At 64.4% G+C, this 20,341-nt stretch carries 18 protein-coding genes; 8 read left to right on the top strand and 10 right to left on the bottom strand.

Annotated elements, in window-relative coordinates; translation table 11 throughout:
* Nucleotides 1-10: 10 nt before the first annotated feature.
* From BST27_RS11455 to dprE2, 6 genes are all read right to left on the bottom strand, one after another.
* Nucleotides 11-1,189 carry an FAD-binding domain gene (locus BST27_RS11455; RefSeq protein ID WP_069420303.1) on the bottom strand — a complete coding sequence of 393 codons (1,179 nt, stop codon included), beginning with the start codon at nt 1,187-1,189 and terminating at the stop codon, nt 11-13.
* Between the two features lie 128 nt (nt 1,190-1,317).
* Nucleotides 1,318-1,806, bottom strand: a complete 489-nt coding sequence (locus BST27_RS11450; RefSeq protein WP_069420304.1) for a DUF2505 domain-containing protein — start codon at nt 1,804-1,806, stop codon at nt 1,318-1,320.
* Between the two features lie 42 nt (nt 1,807-1,848).
* Nucleotides 1,849-2,574 (bottom strand): cobalt-precorrin-6A reductase, encoded by a 726-nt coding sequence (locus BST27_RS11445; protein ID WP_069420305.1) that lies wholly within the window; start codon nt 2,572-2,574, stop codon nt 1,849-1,851.
* A complete protein-coding gene (cobM, locus tag BST27_RS11440) occupies nt 2,574-3,323 on the bottom strand; it encodes a precorrin-4 C(11)-methyltransferase (protein ID WP_069420331.1) in 750 nt (249 codons plus the stop codon). Before cobM ends, BST27_RS11445 begins: the two co-directional genes overlap by 1 nt.
* On the bottom strand, nt 3,320-4,492 hold the full coding sequence (locus tag BST27_RS11435) for a bifunctional cobalt-precorrin-7 (C(5))-methyltransferase/cobalt-precorrin-6B (C(15))-methyltransferase (protein ID WP_069420332.1): 1,173 nt from the start codon (nt 4,490-4,492) through the stop codon (nt 3,320-3,322). Before BST27_RS11435 ends, cobM begins: the two co-directional genes overlap by 4 nt.
* Entirely contained in the window at nt 4,489-5,238 is a 750-nt protein-coding gene (dprE2, locus tag BST27_RS11430) for a decaprenylphospho-beta-D-erythro-pentofuranosid-2-ulose 2-reductase (RefSeq protein WP_069420306.1), read from the bottom strand. Before dprE2 ends, BST27_RS11435 begins: the two co-directional genes overlap by 4 nt.
* Nucleotides 5,239-5,267: 29 nt before the next feature.
* On the opposite strand from dprE2, the gene BST27_RS11425 reads away from it, so the two are divergent.
* Nucleotides 5,268-5,681, top strand: a complete 414-nt coding sequence (locus BST27_RS11425) for a F420-dependent biliverdin reductase (RefSeq protein ID WP_139805111.1) — start codon at nt 5,268-5,270, stop codon at nt 5,679-5,681.
* Nucleotides 5,682-5,701: 20 nt separating this feature from the next.
* On the opposite strand, the gene BST27_RS11420 is transcribed toward BST27_RS11425, so the two are convergent.
* Complete coding sequence (locus BST27_RS11420) at nt 5,702-7,171, bottom strand: phosphoinositide-specific phospholipase C-related protein (RefSeq protein WP_069420307.1); 1,470 nt, start codon at nt 7,169-7,171, stop codon at nt 5,702-5,704.
* A gap of 168 nt (nt 7,172-7,339) precedes the next feature.
* Here BST27_RS11420 and BST27_RS11415 point away from each other — a divergent pair, with 168 nt between their 5' ends.
* The 6 genes from BST27_RS11415 (at nt 7,340) to BST27_RS34790 (ending at nt 14,591) form a co-directional block, all read left to right on the top strand.
* Nucleotides 7,340-7,654, top strand: a complete 315-nt coding sequence (locus tag BST27_RS11415) for a DUF2563 family protein (protein ID WP_069420308.1) — start codon at nt 7,340-7,342, stop codon at nt 7,652-7,654.
* Nucleotides 7,636-9,984, top strand: coding sequence for a putative alpha/beta hydrolase (locus BST27_RS11410; RefSeq protein WP_069420309.1), 2,349 nt, complete (start codon nt 7,636-7,638; stop codon nt 9,982-9,984). Before BST27_RS11415 ends, BST27_RS11410 begins: the two co-directional genes overlap by 19 nt.
* On the top strand, nt 9,981-10,646 hold the full coding sequence (locus tag BST27_RS11405; protein ID WP_069420310.1) for a hypothetical protein: 666 nt from the start codon (nt 9,981-9,983) through the stop codon (nt 10,644-10,646). Before BST27_RS11410 ends, BST27_RS11405 begins: the two co-directional genes overlap by 4 nt.
* Before the next feature lie 90 nt (nt 10,647-10,736).
* Nucleotides 10,737-11,705, top strand: coding sequence for a hypothetical protein (locus tag BST27_RS11400; protein WP_232007334.1), 969 nt, complete (start codon nt 10,737-10,739; stop codon nt 11,703-11,705).
* A 211-nt stretch (nt 11,706-11,916) separates the two neighbouring features.
* Nucleotides 11,917-12,447 (top strand): hypothetical protein, encoded by a 531-nt coding sequence (locus BST27_RS31320; RefSeq protein ID WP_139805110.1) that lies wholly within the window; start codon nt 11,917-11,919, stop codon nt 12,445-12,447.
* Nucleotides 12,444-14,591, top strand: a complete 2,148-nt coding sequence (locus tag BST27_RS34790) for a DUF5631 domain-containing protein (RefSeq protein WP_308205955.1) — start codon at nt 12,444-12,446, stop codon at nt 14,589-14,591. The genes BST27_RS31320 and BST27_RS34790 overlap by 4 nt, the downstream gene beginning before the upstream one ends.
* Here the strand turns inward: BST27_RS34790 and BST27_RS11380 are convergent.
* Nucleotides 14,588-15,727: a M24 family metallopeptidase gene (locus tag BST27_RS11380; RefSeq protein WP_069420313.1), complete on the bottom strand. Its 1,140-nt coding sequence runs from the start codon at nt 15,725-15,727 to the stop codon at nt 14,588-14,590. The genes BST27_RS34790 and BST27_RS11380 overlap by 4 nt on opposite strands.
* A 50-nt stretch (nt 15,728-15,777) precedes the next feature.
* Between BST27_RS11380 and BST27_RS11375 the strand changes: the two genes are divergently transcribed.
* The gene (locus BST27_RS11375; RefSeq protein ID WP_069420314.1) at nt 15,778-16,731 is read left to right on the top strand and encodes a 5'-3' exonuclease; all 954 of its coding nucleotides are present in this window, start codon (nt 15,778-15,780) and stop codon (nt 16,729-16,731) included.
* Here the strand turns inward: BST27_RS11375 and BST27_RS11370 are convergent, their stop codons facing one another.
* On the bottom strand, nt 16,732-17,481 hold the full coding sequence (locus tag BST27_RS11370) for a DUF4333 domain-containing protein (RefSeq protein WP_069420315.1): 750 nt from the start codon (nt 17,479-17,481) through the stop codon (nt 16,732-16,734).
* A 68-nt stretch (nt 17,482-17,549) separates the two neighbouring features.
* Nucleotides 17,550-20,303 (bottom strand): DEAD/DEAH box helicase, encoded by a 2,754-nt coding sequence (locus tag BST27_RS11365; protein ID WP_069420335.1) that lies wholly within the window; start codon nt 20,301-20,303, stop codon nt 17,550-17,552.
* Nucleotides 20,304-20,341: the final 38 nt, after the last annotated feature.

The raw sequence follows: 20,341 nt of genomic DNA, 5'->3' as shown, positions 1-20,341 counted from the left end.
GTCACCGTGTTCACATCGCGTAGTCGGGTAACTCAAAGTCGTCCCGCAAGCTCCGGCTTACCAACAAACCGGCGAGTGGGCGGAAGTTCAGCGTACCCATCACGAAGTCACGGAACCGGACGCCAAACTGAGTCCGTGTTGCGAATACGGGAAGGAATTTCTGCGCAGCGATTTGTTTGTCCTCGATGAAGCGGCGCAAGCGCTTCTCGTAGTTGGCGAACGCGCGCCGGTAATCGCCTTGGGCGCAATGGAGTTCACCGGCCAGCACATACGCTTCGGTCATCGCCAGGCCGGTGCCCTCGCCGGCCAGCAGCGAAACGCACGCGGCCGCGTCGCCGACCAGGGCCGTGCGGCCCCGCGACCAGCTGGGCAGTCGGATCTGGCTGACGACGTCGAAGTACAGATCATCGACGTCGTCGAGCGCGGCCAGAATCTGTGGGCATTCCCAGCCCGTGTCGGCATACACCGTCCGCAGCAACGCTTTTCGCCCTTCCAGATTCGCAGGGTCGGCGGCTTCGGCTGAGCGGAACACGAACAGAACCATGGTGCGGTCCCCGCGCAGGGAAAAGCGGCCGACGGAGCGGCCCGGCTCGGTGTGGGTCACATAGACGAGTTCGTCGCGGGGCCGATAGCCCTCGAGCACGCAGGCCGCGACGCAGCAGCCCAAGTAATGTTCGGCGTCCGTATCAGGCCCGAACGCGAGGCGGCGCACATTGGAGTGCAACCCGTCGGCACCGATGACGAGGTCGAAATCTCGGGTCATGGCGCCGGAGAAGCTCACCGACACCCCTTCGGAGTGTTCGTTGATCGCGGTGATGTTGTTGCCGAAGATCGTTTCGACGTCGTCCTTGACGGTGTCGTAGATGGCGGCGGCAAGGTCGCCGCGCGGCAGACTGGTGAACTTCTCTCCCGCCGCTTTGCGGATCGCATCGGTGCTCAGGCTGGCTCGCACCCGGTTGTCGGAACCCACCGAACGGATCGTGTGCACCTGATAGCCCGCGTCGAGGATGACCTTTTCGATTCCCATCAGCTGCGCGATGCGGTATCCGAGTCCCCAGAAGTCGATGACATAGCCGCCGGTGCGAAATTGCGGTGCGCGTTCGATCAGCGTCGGCTCGTGACCGGTCCGGCGCAGCCAGTAGGCGAGCGATGGGCCAGCGACGCCAGCTCCGCTGATGGCGACCTTCATGGCGTGAACACCTCTCGTGGGTGCGATCGTTCAGACCATCCTAATGCAACTATTGCATATTGCTACTTTGACCCTTGCGCAATTGTTGCCTGGTGGGTCGCGTGTATCGCGGACTTAGCGTGCCGGGTTTAGCGTTCGCCTGCCAGCCAGGACTTCCCGACCTCGTACTCGGCCTCCATCGCGGCCACAAACTGGTCGATGATGATGCCGGCCACCTTGCCGCCGACGAGCGGCACGTTGACCTCGACGTTGATCTCGACGGTCTCCACCGTCTTGCCGTCTTTCGAGACGACGCTGACGTTGCCGCTGCCCCCGCCGGGTTTGCCGGGGATCTCGAGCGTGAGGGTCATGTCGGCGCCGGTCCAGGTTTCCCGCTGCCGTACGTCAGTTCTGGCGCCTAAGAATTTCGTCGCGACCGAGGGCAGTCCGGCCATCGGCTGCTGCTTGTCGATCGCAACCAGCGTCGTGTCGCCCTCCTTGGTGATCGAGACGTCGTGGGACAGCAGCCCCTGGGCTTCGCAGACCTTGTTGCGAAATCCCTCATCGAGCAGCATCGCCATCACGTCGTCGAGTGGCGCGTCGTAGTTGCACACAAACTGCTTGCTGGCCTGGGCCATTGATCCTCGCTAAGCCTCGATCCGCCTAAGGGTCCCGATATGTTAGCCGAGCGCCGCCACCCATTGGACCGCTTCATAGACGGTGTCCACAGTTTGGACTCCGGGCGGCAGCGGTGGACGCGCGACCATGATCACCGAAACCCCTAGCGCCGCTGCGGCATCCAGCTTGGCTCGGGTCATGTCGCCGCCGCTGTTCTTGGTGACCACGGCGTCGATGCGGTGTTCTTTGAGGAGTTGCAACTCGCCGTCGTAGTGGTATGGCCCGCGGGACAAGATCAATTGATGCCGACGTGGCAATGTGGCGGGGTCGGGGGCGGTGACAGCGCGGATCAAGAACCACGCATCACTGTTCAGGAAGACGTGCACGCCGGAGCGGCCGGTGGTGAGAAAGACCCGCTGGTAGCCTTGTCGCTCAACGGTTTCCGCAGCCTCGACATCGGAGGCCACTTCGATGGCGTCACCGGGGTCCCACGGCGGGCGCGCCAACACCACATGGGGCAGGCGCAGTTCGTCGCAGACCTGTGCCGCGTGGGCGGTCATGGTCGCCGCGAACGGGTGCGTGGCGTCAACCACCGCGTCGATGTGTTCGTCGCGCAGCCACTGTCGCAGGCCGTCGGTGCCGCCGAATCCGCCGATACGCACCGGACCGACCGGAAGCGCGGGTTCCGGAACACGACCGGCCAGTGAGCTGACGATGTCGACCCGCGGATGCAGTTGGGCGGCCAAGGCGCGGGCCTCAGCGGTGCCGCCGAGCAAGAGCACACGCATCAGTGGGCCTGTCGGCGCGCCACCGAGTACAGGTAGCTGTCGGTGAATCCTTCGGCGGCAAGCACGTCGCCGACGATGATCACAGCGGTCTTGGTGACGTGGGCGTCGTGCATCTGTCCCGCTATGTCGGCCAGGGTGCCCCGCAGCACCACCTGTTGAGGCCAACTCGCGAAAGCAACTACCGCCGTAGGCGTTTCGGGACGGTAACCCGCGGCGGTGAGTTGCGGGACGATGACGTCGATCTGCGCGGCGGCGAGGTGCAGCACCAGCGTGCCACCGGATCTCGCGAGCGTCGCCAGGTCTTCGCCGGGAGGCATGGGTGTCGACAGGGTCGAAACCCGGGTGAGCGTGACGGTTTGCGCCACTCCGGGAACCGTGAGCTCGCGTTTGAGCGCCGCTGCGGCGGCCGCGAAAGCCGGTACACCGGGCACTATTTCGTAGTCGATCTGCAGGGCGTCCAGTCGGCGGCACTGCTCGGCCAGGGCGCTGTAGAGGGCGGGGTCACCGGAATGCAACCGGGCCACATCAAGGCCGGCGGCGTCGGCGTCGGCGAGTTCGGTAATGATCTGTTCGAGCGTCAACGGCCCGGTGTCGACGACCTTGGCGCCGGAGGGGCAAAGGGCCAGTAGGTCTTTCGGCATGATGGAGCCCGCGAACAGGCACACCGGGCAGCGCTGCAACAGCCGTTGGCCGCGGACGGTGATCAGGTCTGCGGCGCCCGGTCCCGCGCCGATGAAGTACACCGTCACGGCTTGACCATCGTCCACTGGGTGACCGGCAGCTGCGGGCGCCAGCCGGTAAAGGCGCCGATCGGTTCGTCCCGATAGTGCTGGAAGCGTCTCAGTTCGCCGCCCAGCCGCGAGTATGCCAGCGCGAGAGCGGCTTCCGATTCCACGGTGACCGCGTTGGCGACCACGCGTCCGTCGGTGGGCAGGATGTCCAGGCAGGCGTCCAGCAGGCCGGGCTGGGTGAGGCCGCCGCCGATGAAGATCACGTCGGGCGGGGCGGCACCGTCGAACTCCTGCGGCGCGTCGGCACGGACGTCGATGTCCACGCCAAATGCGCCCGCATTGAGCCCGATGTTGTGACGACGCCGCTCGTTGCGCTCGAAGGCCACCGCCGTGCAGCCGCGGGCGCTTCGGCACCACTCGACCGAGATGCTGCCCGAACCGGCGCCGACATCCCACAGCACTTGCCCGGGCCGCGGCGCCAGCGCCACCAGGGTGAGCGCCCGAATCCCCTGCTTGGTGATCTGCCCGTCGTGGACCAGCGCGTCGTCGGGCAGGGACGACAGGCGTTCGTCGGGCAGGTAGCGCACGGCGATCACGTTCAGGTCTTGGATGTCGATGGGCGCGTTGTCGGCCCATTCGCGCGCGGTGCCGTCACGACGGCGCTCATTGGGGCCGCCCAGGTGTTCGAGCACGCTGAATTCGGAGTCACCGCGCCCGTACGAGTTGAGCAGCACCGCCAGCGCTTTGGGGCTGGTGCGGTCCGCCGACAGGACGATCGCCTGGCCACCGCGGCGGACGGCGGCACGCGGTGGCGCGGTGACCAGGCTGATCACCTCGGTGTCCTGGACGCTCCAACCCATCCGCGCACACGCCAGCGTCACCGACGAAACATGCGGCAGCACAAGCACTTTCTCGGACCCGAACAATCGGATGAGGGTGCTGCCGATGCCGTGCAACAACGGGTCCCCACTGGCTACCACATGAATGTCGTCTCCGTCAGGATCAAGCTGTTTCAGCGCCGGCAGCATCGGCGAAGGCCACTTCCGGCGGGGAGCGGTGACGGAATCATCGAGCAGGTCGAGTTGCCTCTCGGCGCCGTAAATGACGGTGGCCCTGTGCAGTTCGGCCTTTGATTGCGGGGCCAGCCCGTCCATTCCGTCGGCGCCGATGCCGACCACGATGATCATCGCGGCATCCGCCGCCACACGAACTGCGGCAGCAGCTTGAGAACGAAAAACATCGGCCGCAGCGCCCACGGAATCCAGACCGTGCGCCTCCCCTTCGCCAGCGCGCGGGCGGTTGCCTTGGCCACCTGGTCGGGCGTGCTGGACAGCGGCGCGGGCGACATGCCCTCGGTCATGCGGCCGATGACGAACCCCGGCCGTGCGACCAGCAGCCGAACCCCGCTGCCGTGCAGCGCGTCGGCCAGGCCGCTGGCGAACCCGTCAAGGCCGGCCTTGGCCGATCCGTACACGTAGTTCGCACGGCGCACCCGGACCCCGGCCACCGAGGAGAACACCACCAGAGATCCGCGGCCGGCCGCGCGCATCGTCTGGGCGAGGTGGGTAAGCAGGCTGACCTGGGCGACGTAGTCGGTGTGCACGATGGCGACCGCGTGCGCGGCGTCGGTTTCCGCACGGGCCTGGTCGCCGAGGATGCCGAAGGCCAGGACTGCGGTCTTGATGGGGCCGTGTTCGGCGACGATCGCCTCGACCAGCGGGCCGTGCGAGGCGAGGTCGTCGGCGTCGAACTCCCTGGTGTGGACCGAGGCGGCGCCCGCTTCCTCCAGGGTGGCGATCTCCCCCATCAGCTGGTCGGCTCTGCGCGCCGCCAGCACCAACGTCGCCCCGGGGGCGAGCCGTTGGGCCAGTTCAAGGCCGATTTCGCTGCGGCCGCCGAAAATTACCACCGGACCCGCGCCCGTGTCGTCCACGGCTGCGATTATCACCTGCGCTAGCGTGAGTGGCGATGGCGAATACCACTACGCGGCTCACCGACGACGCGCTGGCGTTTTTGTCCGAGCGTCATCTGGCCATGCTGACGACGCTGCGGGCCGACGGCTCGCCGCATGTGGTGGCGGTCGGCTTCACGTTCGACCCCAAGACGCACATCGCCCGGGTGATCACCACCGGAGGGTCCCAGAAGGCCGTGAACGCCGAACGAGGCGGAATCGCGGTGCTCAGCCAGGTCGACGGCGCACGGTGGCTGTCGCTGGAAGGCAAGGCCACCGTGCACAAGGACATCGAAGCCGTCCGCGACGCCGAACTGCGGTACGCGCAGCGCTACCGCACACCCCGCGCCAACCCCCGGCGGGTCGCCATCGAGGTGCAGGTCGAGCGGGTGTTGGGGTCCGCGGACCTGCTCGACCGCGGCTGATTTCGCTTCCGCTTCGCGTTTCAGAAGGTGTATGCCACCCAGGCGCCACCGACCGCTTCGGCGACGGCGTGCAGACGCGAGTTCTGATCCCCGGTTCTCGGTAGGGCGAAGCTCGAACCTAGGGCGGCGCAGGCGGCGGCCGCCGCGGCGAACGTGACGACGGCCGGCGTCACGGTCCAGGTTCCGCTCCCGTCCTGGCAGGCTGCGGGATGGGAGTCGCCGCATTGGGCAGCCACCCAGCGACTGTCAGGACCCTGCAGGGTGCAGTTGCCGGCTCCGGCGCGCGGCTCGTCCGGGGCCCAGCTCCACAGGGTCGCCTGGATCCGTCCGTCCTCGGGGAGCAATTGGTCGAGCCCGAACAAGTTGACGCCGCAGTTGGTCATCGACTGCACCTTGATCGGCGTGAGCGCGGCGGGGTTGTTCGGCGGTCGGGTGGGGTTGAGTAACGCTGAGACAAAGGTGGAGTCCTCGAAGTAGCGGACCACACTTGAGCCGTAGACCGAGGGTGGGTAAGTGGCGTCGCAGGCCGGGTACGGCTGATAACCGGACGTTGAGCCGCTCTGGACCTCTTGGCCAGCCCAGTCGAAGACCGTGCCGGCCCAGGCGGTTACACAGGAGCTGACCAGCACGACCCGCGCGCCGGTTGCGCGGACGTTGGCGCGCGAGTCGTCGAGCGGGAACGGGACGCAGCCGTTGGCGGCGCGCAGGCCGAGGTCGGGGTGATAGATGAGGCTGGACCCGTCGGGCCGCCTCAACGCCCTTTCCAGGGTGGCGACGGCCTGCGCATCGCCCTGTCCATCCGTCATAAGGTTGTCGACGAGAATCAGCAGAACCTGGTCGGAGTTGGCGGGCGTGTTCAGCCAGTTCGCGATCTCCGGCAGCACCGTGGCAAGGACCGGTTCCACCGTGCAGCCAAGGTTGCCGACCTGCGCGCTCAAGCCGTGGCACACGGTCACCCCGGGTGCGCCGAGGCGCTCGATTCGTGGCATGAAGTGCAAGTCGAGTTCCAGGCTGCGGACGTCTATGTCCAGCTGTTGAGCCAACGACAACTGCTGGTTCGAGTCGGCATGGGAGATGGTGAACTCGTGGGCGAGGCTGTTGAACGAGTTGTGGGTGCCGATCCACTCAGTTTCCCGGAACGGCAACGAATCTCCGAGGGCGTACTGGAATGCCGCCGCACGATGCACCCACGACTGCAGGTAGGCGTCGCGCGCGGCTTGAGTCACCTTGTGGGCCAACGGCAGTACGCATTTCTGGTCGGGTATCCCGACACGACGGCACTCCGCCGCGGCCGCGTCGGCGAACTTGCCGACCCCGACACAGGGAAAGGCGACCGGACTGATGGCGTTGCACGATGCGGTCGGCGAAGGCGGATTGGGCGGCGGGGGTGGCCCGTCCGGGGCGGCGACGCCGTGTGGTGGGGCCATCGAAATCACCACCGCGGACACGGTGACGACGGCCGCGGTGTGCAGCCATCGCACGCGGGGCATGCGCGCAACCTTCGCACAACGACACGCCGGTGCCGAGAAATGTTGTCGAAGTGATGCTGTGATTTGGCCAAGTTGCGACGCCGTGTCGTCACCTGGGGTGAATTGACCTGCCTATGCGCCCTGGCTAGCGTCGCCAGCGTCATTGACCGGTGGTCGGGAAGGGTCGCGATGTTCGTCGACATCGAGGTATTGCACTTGGGAGCCAACGACGCGCGTCACGCCGGTGAGCACGCGATGGATGGGGCTGGTCGTTTGTTGCGAGGGCCTTTGCAAGCCGGGATGTTTGGTGGGTTTGTCGCTGCTGAGATGTTTCATGACGTGCTGAACTCGGCCTACGCTGCGCACGTCGGACTCCTGCAAACGCACGGAGAGACGCTGACGTCCCTGGGCGGCAGGGCTTATCGGGCGGCGGTCGAGTTCACCGATATGGAGCAGCGAAACGCTGCGGTACTTCGGGCTGTCCCGTGCATCTCCAGTACCTAGATACGTCGTGGTTGATCGCACGCGCCGGCGGTGACCCATGGGCCATCAACAGGATGCTCCAAACCGGAAGTCCGGCACAGATTTCGAGCTTGGCGCGGGCATTCCACGAGGCCGGACGACATACTGCCGACGCCGATGCGAAGTTTGACGAAGCCCGCCGCCGGTTCGAGGCCGCTTGGAATCGTCAGAACGGTGATCATCCGATCAATGACGCCGATGAGGTGCAGCGTGCTACTCGGTCGCTAGGCGTGCAGGCAGCGCAGCTACCCAAGATTGCGGTGGACTTGGAATCGCTTGCGGCGAGCCTGGCTGAAGCGCAACGCACAGCGGGAGCTCAGATTTCGGAGTTGGAGAAGGGGTTGGAGGCGATTGACCGCCTCATAGGCGATGAGCACGATTCTCACGTCAAGGAGGACCTGAAGCAGGACGCCGCCGCCATAACCACGCATTTCCTGCATCAGCTGGAGCTGACTCGTGACCGGTATGCCGAAACCCTGCACGATTCGATGACCCGCCTGCGGACCAACGACGGCTACGACGCCTCGCTTCTCGGGAGCGTGGACGGTTACGACGTCGAAACGCCTGACCAGGCCGAAAAGGACGTGCACGCAGCCCTTGCCGGTGATCAAGCGGCCGCTGCGCGCATCAACGCGGTGCTGGCCTCGATCACCGAGGAACAAGTGACCGGAAAGAAGCCGCTTGGCCGCGAACAAGCCTCTGTGTTGAGCCAACTTCAAGCTCAGCAGCATGGCATGTCCGTAGACGAGCTGGTAACGGCGGAAGGACGTCTAGGTGATCAGCGTTCGATGATCGGCGATTCATGGCAGTTGATGAGCAATCCGGCCATCGTCTTCCCCCGGACCGAACTCAAACCCGGTGCAAAGCAAGGAACAGACACCGTCAAGGGTGGCGCGGAGCAGCTGCCAGAGAGCATCCACGGGATGCTAGACCCGCATCTGTTCATCAACATCACCCACTTGCGGTTGGCTTCCGAAATAGTCAGTCGCGGAAATCCTGCCCTGCAACGAAACACAGAGTTGGACCGCGGTCTTCTCCGGAAGGCTTCGGCGATGATGGACATCTGGTTCGGGATCAATGATCCGGGGGGTGATACTCGCGAGAGGGAGCCGGAGAGCAACTTTGACCCTGCGATAGCCACTGCCCTCCGGGCCGTCTCGCCGGATCACCAGGTAGTGCACGACACTTTGACCGGTCTAGATCGAGACCCTTTCCTTAAGAATGTTACTCATCATGTCTGGTTAGACGGAGGCAAGAACGCCGCGTCCCTCTTCAGTTGGACCGAAAGCGCAGCCCATGGACCAGAAGCGATTATCGCCGGCGAAACCGCGCACACCTATGCCGATTACCTCGGCAAGAACCAACAAGAACTCCTCCGCCTGCCTGGCAATCACACCCTCGGTGAAAAGAACCCAGAGTTGGTCCGCGGTATGGCGCACGGGCTGATCCCGTACGTCGGCAACATTGCCGGCATTTCAGGCGCCCTCCCAGAATTCGGCCGTCCCCTCGATGACCCGGACATAATCGATACCGGCACAATGCCCATCGCAAAAGGCGTCGTCGCAGTGCTGAGTACTGATGCTGATGCGGGCGCGCACTTCAACGGTGCGGCGTATGGACGAGCTGTGTTAGCCGAAGGCGCTTTTGCTCAGGCAGTCATTCAGCACGACCCTGATGTGCACGGCTACAACCAATATCTGCACGAAGCCGCGACTCTGCGCGGCTTGGTCGACACGGGGATTCACATTGCCTTACAGGCAGACGTTGATAACCACCACCTCAGCGAAACCGCAGCCCAGAATGCGGAATACGACCACAAGAAGTCCGCGTACGAATTGAACCTCAAGATAGCCGGCGCAGCAGCAGGCCTGATTCCACATGTCGGCGCGTACACCGGGCCCTTGGTCGGAATACTCGGCTCGATGCTCGAGGATGACTTCGTTGGTAAGACCCGCGGTACCGTGCCACTACCGCCCGACCATGGGTTGCCAAATATGTCGATCGGCTTCGCCGACCGTGAGATCCTCAACACGCTCATTGCATTTGGGCAACGCGTCGACGGAATTTCGCAGTACATGATCGACGGATACGTGGCAACCCCACACGCGCTTGAGGATCGACCCGGATTCACCACAGGCGCGTACGACCATGCACTGAATAGGGCTCTGGCCCGGGTGCTGGCGCAGATCCCCGGCAACGATCTTGGCAAGCCACCCGATGCGGGCATGATCGACCGCTACAACAACGTGGTCACGGACGCCAAGGTTTTCCCGAAATTAGGCGCGTCGCAGGTTCCTCAACACCATCCATGACCACGAAAGGCTTTGTTATGCAAACAAAACCGACTCTAGGGGCGACCGCGCTCGCCGTTACCGCCAGCATCCTGGCGCTGTCGAGCGGCGGCTACCAGGTTTGGCGTGGACTGAAACTGGCCGATCTCGCCGTGACGTATTCCGAGGAGTACTACCCGGCTCGACGGTATACCATGAGTCTTGACTTCTTCAGCTTATGGCTGGACCTAGAGGCCGGATTGTCTCTGTTCGCAGCAATACTCGTCGTATTCGGCGTCGTCTGCGTACTGGTACGGAAATCTTTGGGGCGGTGGTTGGTATTGGTTGGGGGCGCAATCGCCATCGGCCACACCATCATCGGCTGTGTAGCTACTGCCAGAACGCACCACTGGTTCGTCTTCTTCGGAGACGAAGCTGCTGGTTGGCGTTGGTTCAACACGCCCAACGTGCCAGTCATGATCCTGCTGTCGTTTGTGGTGCCCGTAATCGCAGCAGGTTTGCTATGGCTTCCTGCCGCACGTAGCTGGTGGGGTGGATCACGCGGATGGAGCGTCTCTTTACTTAAGCAGGCAAGTAAGGCGTTCTTAGCAGAGATCCGAGCGGGGCTTCGTCCTTCCGCTAGCACTGCGTATTTCGATCCCACCACCAGTAGGCCAGCAAACCTGACTAACCCGTTTCGCTGATCGGCGATAGCATCTCCGAATGCCGAAATCCACTGACTGGCGTTCGCTTCGGGCACTTCAGACCGTGGTCCGCCTCGGCAGGTGGGCGTAGTGAGCGGGGGTGACGATGTGCGGATCCTGCTCGATCAGCTCTCACAGCTGCTTGGGATCCCGCGGCCGCCAGTGATCACGTCGGATGAAGTTGCGACGGGTAATTCACCCATCAGCCAATTGCTCAGAGCGCTCGGCGCTGCTGCCAACGCCGGCGATCCTGCCGACAATGAGGATGCCGAATTAGGGCATGACGAACGGACCGCTAAGACGGCTGACGCGATGGCAAAGTTCCCAGCCAATGAAGAGGACGCATCCCTTCAGTTGGCTGGCGTCGGAGACTCAGGCCAAGCGGCGCAGATGCTTCAACAAATGCCGCAAATGGCTTCGGGCATCGCGGGTGCGATCGCTGGGGCATTGGGCGGTGTGTTGCAACCGCTGAGCCAGATACCTCAGCAACTCGCCCAGGCCGGCCAGCAGGCCATGCAGATGGGAATGGGCATGCTTGAACATGGGGCCGGTTCTAGCACAGAAGGCATTGGCCCGGCTGAGGACGAAGACGAATTCGGAAGCAGCGGACGTGAATTCGGAGGCGGCGGCGCTGGCGCCGGTGGCGCTGATGGCGGCAGCGGCGCTGGTCCGAGCTTCACGACTCCAACGGCAATGCTTGGGCCGCCACCTACTCCGTCGGCAGGAACCGTTCCGGCGTCATCGCAGGCAGGAGCGGCGGTGGCTCCGAGCGTGCCCGAGACTGCGCCGGCAGCACGCGGCGGCATGGGCGCGATGCCCATGATGCCGCCGGGCGCCATGCACGGTGCCGGCGGTACGGGCAACGAGGCCAAGCCGGACACTAAGCGCATCGTGGCCCCGTCGGTGAAGAACGGCGCGCCGGTGCAGGGGCGAATTACGACGCCTCCGCCTGCGCCTCCGGTGATCAAGCATGTTGATGGGAAGCCGGTTGGGGCAACTAGGCGGATCGTGTTGGGGGACGCTAGCAGGCCTGTCGATGGGGAAGATGCACCGCGCTGAGATGAATCACGGCGATGCTGATTAATACGATGACTGCACCAACGATGACCTAGCCAGCACGGCTTGCCGAAAATATTAAAGCGCGATAACGATCCACGAATCGATGCAAAATATATTACTCATATTCGATAGCCAATGAGCGAAAAGTAAAATTATGTCGATCAATTCATCGGTGACTAGCGTAATGCAGCACGAACGCTAGGATCAGCCCGTGTCGAAAGCACTCGAACCCCTTCTCCCCCACCCGCAGGCAGTTTCAACCGCCCCGCGCCCACAGTGGCGGACGTCGGGCATGCTGGTCATTCTTCTACTGACGCTCACGGTGGCGATTGTGGGTTGGTTTCGCCCCGTCTCAGTACATGAAGAGGCAGTCAGGCACCCTTCCTACTCCGACGCACAGGTTCGCGAAGCGAAAGTCAATGTGTGTGCGGCATATGAACAGGTGCGGAAAGCGGGTGACGTAGCTGGGGCACGCCCAAGCGATGGCACCGATGCAACCGCGCGGCTCGCAGTAGCCACCAGCACGCGGCAGGTGCTGGATACTGGGGGCCGCTACTTGCTGACGAGGCTTGCTGAATTGCCAGCAACCCCCAATGACCTTGCCCTGGCAATCCGACAACTTGCAAATGTCTACCAGCAGCTAACCATCGACTACTTAGCTGAGGTGCCGGATTCGGAGCTGGACCCACTGCTTCGTGCAGGAAATGAGACACATTCCAGAATCCAGAGCTTGTGTAGATGACATTTTTCCCTTCCGGACCATGGTCCGCCGCTATCGTCGATGATCTATGGCCCGACGACCAAGACATGACGGCACTAGCGCGCGGAAAGGCAAATCGCCAAAGCTTGAAGGCTTCTTTCGGGGGCCTCGCAGTGTCGTTGCAAAATGCGCAAACAGGACCATTATCTGGTCAGCGAGGGCTTACAGCCGACGACCTCCGGAGTGCATTTCATAAGGGCGAAGGCCAGGCTCGGGGCGTATCTGATAAGAACGGCGTAAAAGAAGTCGCATACGGAGTTGCCTTCGACTCCATGTCGAACCTGCGTCAGGAGTTGGCGGACATCGTCGACCAGGCCAATCGCGAGATCAAGGCGATCCAAAGCTCTCAGGGGTCTCTTGAGGCTAAAGTAGAGCAGATCGTTGCTGCGATAAACCGCTATCGAGGGTTAGCTATCCTCGCGGCCGCGAAGTACACGGCCAATGTCCTCGACGCAATGCAATCAATCCTCGAGGAAGACGGATCTGTTGAGTCGGCAAGGCAATTCGCACATGCCAATGGCTTAGACATAAGCGATATGTTTCGGCAACCGAGGGACCAACGGGACCTACAGAACCAAGTCCGCGACGGACTGCAGCGACTGGGTTCACCGATGGGATTTGCCAACAATGCGCATCTCCCGACCACTCAATCACCCGCGCCAGCTACCGAACACCACGACGGCCTCGGTGGTAACGCCAAACTTCGCTGTGAACCAGTGCATGAAATGTCCACCTCCCTTCACAGCAATCCTCCAATGGCCTTCGCTCACACTGCAAAGTTGCCGAAAGCACCTTTAAACTTTGCTGATTCCCCTGTTTCACAAGCACTTTCGCCTTCACAAGTCGTCCCCGCCGTGCAGAGCCCAGCACCGCCAACCCTTGCGATACCGTCGACGTCAGCGGTACCTGCGTCTAACCCGACCAACACATCGGGTTGTGCGTCGCCCGTCGCAAACAACCCTTCTCCCGGCGAAATGCCGATCGAATTAGTTCACAGTTTCGAAAAGGGCCTGGATTCTGGCAATCCAATCTCACCAGTAGCCCACACAGCACCACAGGCGCCAATAACTGCTGCGGAGTCGCATGTCGCGACGCCGCCAGCATCAACTCCACCTGCGCACGTGCAAGCCCAATCCTTCGACACATCCCAACCAATCCAGCACGCTCCCCCGCCGGACGCGCCACCACAGATGGTCGCGGCCCCCATCGCACCCGCAAATCCCGTGGCACCGACCGTCACACCAGCCGCCCCGCTGCCCTCCTACGGCTCAGACATACGACCACCCGTCACCACCACCATCGCGCCGGCACCCCCAAGCCCGTCAACAACACCAGCAACGCCGACCTCAGCACCCGTCCAACCGTCATCAGGGCAATCCAGTGCAAACCAGCCGTCCGTCGTGCGCCACGGTCCCCCGCCAACCAAGCCGGGACCCCCGCCGAATGTCGCAACCGAAGCGGCCGTCGCCACCGCAACAGGAGCTGCAGCCGGAGCTGCATCAGCGAAAATCGCTGCCAGACAACGCCTTGAGCGACTTGTTGCATCGGTGGCCCGCCAGCAGCCACGCCTCGCATGGGCAGCGGGAGACCGCGCCGACAACACGACCGTCTTGGCCACCGACCTTGCCAGCGGCTGGATCCCGCCCGGCATAGCACTCCCGGCGGCAGTCACGCTCCTGCAACCTCAACGACGCCGCGGCAACTTGGAAGCCATGCTCGGTGAGGTCGACGACGTCGCCAACTACGCCCCGATCCATCACGTACCCGACGACGTCGAACCGCCACCTACGTCCACCCGTCCCAGGCAAACACCCGAAATCGACGAGCTCGGATGGGAACTCAGCAAGGCGACCCAATGGCGAGACGGTCTCCCCCGGCTCGCCCACACCCTGGCCAAGGCGACTATCGCCGGAACTGGGGTTCTGGACTCGGAAATCGAACTACTCCACGAGCACATCACGACAGTCAGCACCAAAGTTCTCGACGCCTATCCCGATCGCGTAGATCCAGACGACGTCGGCAACTGGCAGCTGCTCGCTGCGATCGATGCGCTAACAGCCGGCGACAAGACTGCCGCTAACTACCACCTTGCCTGGTTCCTGGCCTGCAGCAACGAATTTGGCTAGGAAACCGGCACCACGATCAACTCGTGCGGTCGATTGTTGACCGACAACGCCCCATCGTCGGTCACGATCACGATGTCCTCGATGCGAGCGCCCCATCGGCCGGGGAAGTAGATGCCGGGCTCTATCGAAAACGCCATGCCTGCTTTCAACTGCAACTTATTCCCGGCCACGATGTAAGGCTCTTCATGTACGCACAGCCCGATTCCATGCCCGGTGCGGTGCACGAAGTACTCGGCTAGCCCGGACTCGGCCAGCACATCACGCGCGGCGGCGTCCACCTGTTCGGCCGTCACGCCTGGACGGACAAAGTCAAACGCCACACGCTGCGCGCGCTGCAATATCGAATACTGTTCAGCCACTTCAGCACTGGGCTGGCCGATGCTATACGTGCGGGTGGAGTCGGAGTGGTACCCCGGCCCATAGGTACCGCCGATATCGACGACGACGATGTCCCCCACCTGTAGCTCACGGTCGGAATACCCGTGATGCGGGTCTGCCCCGTGCGGTCCGGACCCGACGATGACGAAGGCGACATCCGAATGTCCTTCGGCAACAATCGCTTTGGAGATGTCGGCGGCGACGTCAGCCTCGGTGCGGCCCGGCACCAGGAACTCCGGAACACGAGCGTGCACTCTATCGATGGCCGCGCCGGCCTTGCGCAGTGCGTCAATCTCGGCCTCTTCCTTGACCATCCGCAGTTCGCGCAGGACATCGGTGGCCAACACCGGCGTCACGCCCAGCACGCGAGCCAGCGGCAACAAGTGCAGCGCCGGCATGGAATCGGTGACTGCGGTCGCCGCCGGTGAGCCACCCAAGGCGGCGGCCACCAATTGGTACGGGTCGTCGCCGTCGACCCAGTCCCGCACGTCCAGGCCGAGGTCCGCCGCAGCGGACTCCTTCAACGACGCAAGCTCCAACCGCGGCAGCACGACCGTCGGCGCACCAACCGCGGGCAGCACCAGCGCGGTCAGTCGCTCGAACGTCTCGGCGCGTGAACCGATGAGGTAGCGCAGGTCGTAGCCGGGGGTGATCACCAACCCCGCGAGCCCCGCGCCGGCGGTCGCGGCTGCCGCCGCGCTCAACCGGCGGGCGTATACGTCGGCGTCGAATCGGCCAGAACTCGTGCCAGAACTCATGCCAGCCAGGCTAACCGCGCCAACAAACGCGCCGTGACAAGATAGCCCGCATGCCCGCACCACTTGTGCTGCTCGACGGCGCCAGCATGTGGTTCCGCTCGTACTTCGGAGTGCCCTCCTCGATCACCGCACCGGACGGCCGACCCGTCAACGCCGTGCGCGGTTTTATCGACGCGATGGCAACCGTGATCAGCCAGCAGAAACCCAGCCGCCTCGCCGTATGCCTGGACCTGGACTGGCGGCCCCAGTTCCGGGTGGACCTGATCCCGTCGTACAAGGCACATCGGGTCGCCGAAGAAGAACCCAAGGGGCAACCCGACATCGAAGAAGTGCCCGACGACCTGACCCCGCAGGTCGACATGATCATGGAACTCCTGGACGCGTTCGGCATCCCGACCGCGGGCGCAGAAGGTTTCGAAGCCGACGACGTGCTGGGCACCCTGGTGGCGCAGGAACGCAACGACCCCGTGGTCGTGGTCAGCGGGGACCGCGACCTGCTGCAGGTGGTCGCGGACGAGCCGGTGCCGGTGCGGGTGCTTTACCTGGGTAGCGGCCTGTCCAAGGCGACCCTGTGGGGACCCCAGCACGTCACCGAGAAATACGGGGTGCCGGTCGACAGGGCCGGGCCGGCCTACGCCGAACTCGCCCTGCTAAGAGGCGATCCCTCCGACGGCCTGCCCGGCGTCCCCGGCGTCGGCGAAAAGACCGCCGCTACCCTGCTGGCTCAGCACGGCTCTCTGGAGCAGATCATCGCGGCTGCCCAGGACCCCAAATCGAAAATGGCCAAGGGCCTGCGGTCGAAACTGCTTGGCGCGTCGGACTATATCGAGGCCGCCGACAAAGTCGTGCGGGTAGCGACCGACGCTCCGGTCACGCTGTCGACGCCAACGGACGCCCTGCCGCTGCATGCCGCCGATCCGAAACGCACCGCCGAACTGGCAGCCCAATACGGCGTCGGGTCCTCGATCGGCAGGCTGCAGAAAGCGCTAGACGCGCTGGACTGACTACTGGGGCCGGCCGACCTCGTAGGTGCCCTTGTCGTCCTGGAACGTCACCGTCACATGCTTGGACGCGCCGTCGATGCTGACGGTGCAGTCGAAGGTGGCACCCTTCTTGACGGTCGGATTTGTGCCGTTGTTGCACTTGACGTCTTTGACGTTCTTGGCCCCGTAGCCGTTGGTCTCGTCGGAAAGTATCTGCTGCACACCGGTGTTCGCCTTATTGATGTCCAGCTTTGTCGTGACAAAGAACCCGGGCTGCCAGAAGCCGAGAATCAGAACGACGAGGACCAGCAGTCCGATACCACCGCCGACCAAACCGAAGATGAGCCCTTTGGAACGCTTGGGACCGGTCTGCTGCGGGGCGTACTGTCCGGGGTACTGAGCAGGCTGCCCGGGCTGACCGTATTGGCCGGGTTGAGCCGGCTGGCCGTATTGCGGGGGCTGGCCGTACTGCGGTGCCTGCTGCGGCTGGCCGTACTGGCCGTACTGCGGGGTCGCACCGTACTGGGTGGCCTGCGAACCCAAGTCGGACGGCTGCCCATAGGCGGGTGCTGCCGGGTACTGCTGCGGGTATGCCTGCTCGGGCTGTTGGTACTGCGGGTACTCGGTCGGGGTGTAAGCCGGTGCCTGCCAGGTTGCGTCTTGGGAGGGCTGCTGCTGCCAGGGGGATCCCGCCGCCTGGGTCGCGTCCGAGGGATAGTCCCCACCCTGGCCTTGCGGCTGCCACTGCCGCGGGTCCTGTGGTCCGCTCATCGTCTCTCCTCAGTCCTTCTTGTCCGGCTCAAAACCCACTCGGGATGTAACCGTAGCTCCGGCCCAGCCTACCCGGCGTCAACTGCGACGACGCCGCGCCGAATGTCGTTAATCGCTCGCTTTGCCGCTGCCCGCACCTCGGGGTCCGGGGCAGCGTTGCGAAGTTGGTCCAGCAGGTCGAGAACCTGCCGGCACCAGCGTACAAAGTCGCCCGCTGACATGGGCGAACCGGTGCCCGAGGCATCGGCGGCGGCCAACGCCGCCGCCAGATCACCGGTGCGGGCCCACCGATAGACGACCTGGACGAAACCATCGTCGGGTTCGCGACTCTGGCTGATCCGATGGGCCTGTTCGTCGGCGCGCAGCTCGTAGGAGAGCTTCGCCGTCTGGGCCAACGCCTGGCGCAGACGTGGCGTGGGCACGTCCGTCCCGAACGGGGCACGCGGGCCGTCAGACCCACGGGACTCGTACAACACCGCCGAAACCACCCCCGCCAGTTCGGGCGGCTTCAGCCCCGCCCACGCACCCGTACGCAGGCATTCGGCCACCAGCAGGTCGCTTTCGCTGTAGATCCGGGCCAGCAACCGGCCGTCGTCGGTCACCGTCGGGTCGTCGGCCGGGCCCGAGATGAACTCCCGCTCGGTGAGCAACCCGACGATCCGGTCAAACGTGCGGGCCAGCGAGTTGGTGGCGGCGGCCACCTTCTTCTCCAGTTGGGCGTTGTCCCGTTCGATGCGCAAATAGCGCTCCGCCTGGCGGATCTGGTTGTCCAGGTCTGGCGCGGAATGCGCAGGGTGACTGCGCAATTGGGCGCGCAGCGACGCCAGCTCCGGGTCGTGAACAGTGCCCTCCTCCGCCCGGCGACGTTTCGGAATGGCCAGCCCTTCTGCCGCCGAACGCAGTGCCGAGGCCAAGTCGCGCCGCACCCGCGGCTGGCGGTGTTCGACCCGTTTGGGCAGCGTCATCGACCCGACGGGCGGGTTCGCACCCGGATAGTCGGCCGACGAGATCCGTCCGGCCCAGCGGTGTTCGGTAAGCACCAAGGGCCGCGGATCCTCACTGTCCCGGGCGGATTCGAGGACGACGGCGAGTCCGCCGCGGCGGCCGTGGGTGATGTTGATGATGTCGCCTCGACGCAACGCCGCCAGCGCATCGCTCGCGGCTTGTCGGCGATGCAGCCGCGACGCCCGGGCCTGTGACTTTTCCAGTTCGGAAATGCGGGCGCGGAGCCGCGCGTATTCGAGGATCGGCGCCTCGTGGCCGCCGAGTTCGGCCGCGACTTCGTCGAGCATCCGTTTGCCGCGCTCGATTCCGCGTACCAGTCCGACGACCGACCGGTCAGCCTGATACTGCGCAAACGACTGTTCCAGCAGTCGGTGGGCCTCCTCTGGACCTAGCCGCTGCACCAGGTTGATCGTCATGTTGTACGACGGCGCGAACGAGCTGCGCAGCGGGAACGTGCGGGTGGAAGCCAGTCCAGCCACTTCCGACGGCTCTACGTCTGGGTGCCACAGCACCACCGCGTGACCTTCGATGTCGATTCCGCGCCGTCCGGCACGTCCGGTCAGCTGGGTGTACTCCCCCGGCGTCAGCGGCACGTGCTGCTCGCCGTTGAACTTCACCAGCCGCTCGAGCACTACCGTGCGGGCCGGCATGTTGATACCCAGGGCCAGGGTTTCCGTGGCGAACACCGCTTTGACCAGGCCGCCGGCGAACAGTTCCTCGACGGTGTGCCGGAACACCGGCAACATCCCGGCGTGGTGGGCGGCCAGGCCACGCAGCAGCCCTTCGCGAAATTCGTAGTAGCCCAGCACCGCCAGGTCCGATTCGGCGAGATCGCCGCAGCGGTGATCGATCACCTCCGCGATCTGGGCACGCTCCTGCTCGGTGGTCAGCCGCAGCGGCGAGCGCAGGCACTGCTGAACGGCGGCGTCGCAACCGGCGCGGGAGAACACGAAGGTGATCGCGGGCAGCAGCCCTTCGGAGTCGAGGATCCCGATCACATCCGGCCGACTGGGCGGTCGGTAGAAGCGCGGGCGGCCGCCTTGGCGTTGCCCACCTCTGCCGCGGCGCGGCTGCCAGTCCACCATCCGGTCGGCCTCGCGACGGTGCGCGATGTGCCGCGTCAGTTCGGCGTTGACGTGCGGCTTGTCCTTATCGGTGGAGGCGGCGGCCGGGCTGTCGGACCGGTAGTCGAACAGGTCGAAGAGGCGTTTGCCCACCAGGACGTGCTGCCAGAGCGGCACCGGGCGGTGTTCGTCGACCACCACCGTCGTGTCGCCGCGTACCGTCTGGATCCACCCGCCGAACTCCTCGGCGTTGCTCACCGTCGCGGACAAGCTGACCACCCGCACCTCGTCGGGCAGATGCAGGATGACCTCTTCCCAGACCGGGCCGCGCATCCGATCGGCGAGGAAGTGCACCTCGTCCATCACCACGTACGAAAGGCCTTGCAGCGCAGATGAATCCGCGTAGAGCATGTTGCGCAGCACTTCGGTGGTCATCACCACCACAGGCGCGTCGGAGTTGACCGAGAGGTCGCCGGTCAACAGGCCGATCTTGTCCTTGCCGTAGCGCGCGGTCAGGTCGGTGTGTTTCTGGTTGCTCAGCGCCTTGAGCGGCGTGGTGTAGAAGCACTTGCCGCCGGCGGCCAGCGCCAGGTGGACGGCGAACTCGCCGACGACCGTCTTGCCGGCGCCGGTGGGTGCGCAGACCAGTACCCCGTGGCCGCGTTCCAGTGCCGCGCAACCACGCTGTTGAAAGTCGTCGAGTTTGAAGGGCAACTCGGCGGCGAAGCGGGCCAACTCGGGCAGATCGGTCATGTCATGGTCCGCGAGGGTGCGCAAATGCACGCGCTAGA

The sequence above is a fragment of the Mycobacterium intermedium genome (assembly GCF_002086275.1).
In the GTDB taxonomy this organism is placed as follows: Bacteria; Actinomycetota; Actinomycetes; order Mycobacteriales; family Mycobacteriaceae; genus Mycobacterium; species Mycobacterium intermedium.
Note: the sequence above shows the minus strand (reverse complement) of the source record. Positions and strands in the feature narration are given on the sequence as shown.